At 38.2% G+C, this 2,827-nt stretch carries 2 protein-coding genes; one reads left to right on the top strand and one right to left on the bottom strand.

The genetic code is table 11. The features are described from left to right. Window positions 1–2,626, bottom strand: a 2,626-nt coding sequence (locus tag EWZ81_RS07840; RefSeq protein ID WP_165549581.1) for a DUF3519 domain-containing protein, incomplete at its 3' end; no start/stop codon positions are given. On the opposite strand from EWZ81_RS07840, the gene EWZ81_RS08760 reads away from it, so the two are divergent. Next, on the top strand, window positions 2,613–2,813 hold the full coding sequence (locus tag EWZ81_RS08760) for a hypothetical protein (protein ID WP_425251283.1): 201 nt from the start codon (window positions 2,613–2,615) through the stop codon (window positions 2,811–2,813). The two genes, EWZ81_RS07840 and EWZ81_RS08760, sit on opposite strands and share 14 nt — an antisense overlap. Window positions 2,814–2,827: the final 14 nt, after the last annotated feature.

Raw genomic sequence — 2,827 nt, 5'->3', positions numbered from 1 at the left:
CTTCAAAACTTGTAATCATATAATGATTTTTTAGTTCGTTATCTCCCTTAAACTTACTTAAAACTACCTTTGAATTATTTAAAATAATAACCGCATAACCTGGTTTGTCTTCTTCTTTTAAGCCTTTTTGTATAATGGTAGGGATTTCCTTAAGTAGTTCATTAGTCCTTTCTTTGGCTTGTTCGTTTGTTAATCCTAACCTTTTGTATTGTTTTTTTCTCTTTTCTAAGATGTGTTCTAGCCCGTAATCTTTATTACCCCAAACTAGATCATCCCCTAAACCTTCCTTATAAAACGCTCCTGCTACAAAACCTTTTTTAGTTTCTAATAGCTTGTTAATCGCTCCTAAACCATCACCTTTAAACTCGCTATGATTCTGTCCCCACTCGCTAGGCGTGTCAAGCTTTGGTTTTTTACTCCCTTTCTCGCTCTCTTTTTGCATGTCTTTGACGGCTTGGATCAAACGATTTAATACGGGATTGTTTTCGTTCGGTTCTCTATTCACCATTAAAAGGTAATGCGTGAAGTCGTAAATATCAATATCCTTAAACTCTTTGCTATCAGGGTTAAACATATCTTTAGTAAGATCTGCGATCTTAAATTCTTTCAAGCCTTTTTTAATATTATCGCTCTTTAGGGCTTCAAATAATGCTTTAGAAGGATCATCAAATCGTGCAAACCTTGCGATCGCACCTCCTAAAATCTCGCTTATGTCGCTTGTAGCTTGATCGCTCTTTTCAAACATTTCTAAAGAACTCGTTTTATAGAATTTCTCGCTCAAATCTTTCAGGCTCTCGCTTGTTGTTTGATAATTCTTTAAATTCGCAAAACTGCGATCCATAATATCGCTTAAATAAGCGTTTAGGCTTACCTTAGGGAAGTTCATGTCATGGATGAGATTATGAAAACTGCCGGCGTTATCTACAAACATTTTTTTCACTTTTTCATAGCTTTTAATGTCGTTAGAAAATTCTTTCTGCCAGCGGTTGAGTAATTCTATCCCTTGCGTCTTAGTCCTTGGCATGTTATACATGAGAAGCGCTAAATTACTATCTCCTACATTAGGGTGAGTCGCCTTATCAAAATTAAGGTTTTGAGCAACAATGTTTTTTAATGAATAAATGCTATCAGCGTCTAATTTCTTGTCTAATTCTTTTAATTTCGCTTCATAGTGGCTTAAAACCGCTATGGCATGATCGCTTTCGCTGTTAAAGCGTCCTTGATTGCTTGAAGCTGCTAAATTGTTAATCTCGGTGTTGTTTAAGCGGTTGTGTGGCACTCTAACTAATAGCTCGTCCGGTTTTAAGTCTATGTGATAGTATTCCTTGATCGCTCTGTTATAGATGTATCGGCTTTTAGGCGTGAAGTTTAGCATGCCAGCTATGCGGTGGTTTCCTGCGATCACTTGCCCGTCGTGTAGAATAATCGGTAAATCCTCAAACCCTCCGCTCCCAAATATCTTTTTAGGATCAAAATTTTCAGCGATGCTTTTAATCTGCTCTTCGTTCATGTCGGTGCGTTTTTGCGTCCCGCCTGTGGTAAAGCTTGGCTTTAAGTCTTTCGCTTTGACTATCGCATAATCAAGATCGTAAATCTCTCTTTCGTTTAGCCTTACTCGGCTCTTGGGGATCTGCGCTTGCACTTGTGTGGGTATATCCTCTCCTACTTCTATTTTAGTCTGGCTTTCAATGTTGCCCGCATTGCCTCGCTCGTGTTCTAATTTTCGTTTTAAGGCGTCTTTACGCTTTTTTTCTTGCTCTTTAGCTTTTAAAAATTCCTGTTCGCTTTCTTTGGCTTCGCTTTCTAATTTCGCTAACTTTTCGGCGTTGGCTTGCTCTAAGGGGCTTAAGTTTTTAGCTTCTTGTATGGTTTCGTTAAAATTTTCGCTTGTTTTTAATAAATCCTCTTGACTATTTAAAGGTTTTTGAGTAGGATTATTTTCATCAAGGGTAATGGGTTGTGTCCCGTTATCCTTTGAGGTGCTAGGTTGTGGCCTGGCATCTCTAAAATCTTTAAAATTCCTATCGCTATAAAAATTAAAAATCTTATTCCCATCGTTTAAATCATCTACAACTAACCTAAGCTTAACGCCGTTATTCTCCCATTCATAGCCGTATCTAAAGCCGTTTTTAAGCCTTTCAAAACTCTCTAATAACACGCTTCCGTTCTTGATAACTTCGCTCATGTTAATCAGTTCATCGTTAGTTAGTCCGCCTGTGTTCTCTTCTCCGTAATGTTTAACTAAAATCTTTTTGGCTCCCGCATGCCTTGTGCCTTGATCTAAAATGTAAAGGTCGTTTAAGTCTATGCCTTTAACCTCTGTTTGATCTAATTCTCCCTTAAAAACCTTTAAAACTTGTTGCTGTTCTTTAGTCAGCTTGCTTTCATCAATTTTTTTTAATTCTTGTAAGGCTTTTTCGTATTTAGTAGCTTTTTCTTTGATGTCTTCGCTCGCGCTTTTAACGCCGTTAGTAAGCTCTTCAATGATTTTAAGCGTGTTGTTGCTGAATTTAGCGTTTTTGGCGCTTAATTCTAAATTCTTACTAAACTCGCTTATTGTGTGGCTTCTCTCAAGCGCTCTTTTTAGGTGATACTTTAAAGCTGCGCCTGCGGTGGCTTCGTTCAAAGCTTTGGGTAATTTCACGCCTAAAATGCGATCGGGCGCGTTGCGATATAGTGTCCCTAGCGTGAATTTAGTCCATTGGTATTTTAACGCTCCGCTTAAAGTGGTCGCTAAACCTTGGCTTAAATTTTTCGTTGTAGCGGGCTTTAAGCTCTCGGCGATCTTAGCGTCGTTTTTGAAAAGCTTATGAAAACCGCTCGCTAT

This window comes from Helicobacter pylori (genome assembly GCF_011140715.1).
Classification (GTDB): Bacteria; Campylobacterota; Campylobacteria; order Campylobacterales; family Helicobacteraceae; genus Helicobacter; species Helicobacter pylori_DA.
This window is presented reverse-complemented; position numbering and strand designations above follow the sequence as displayed.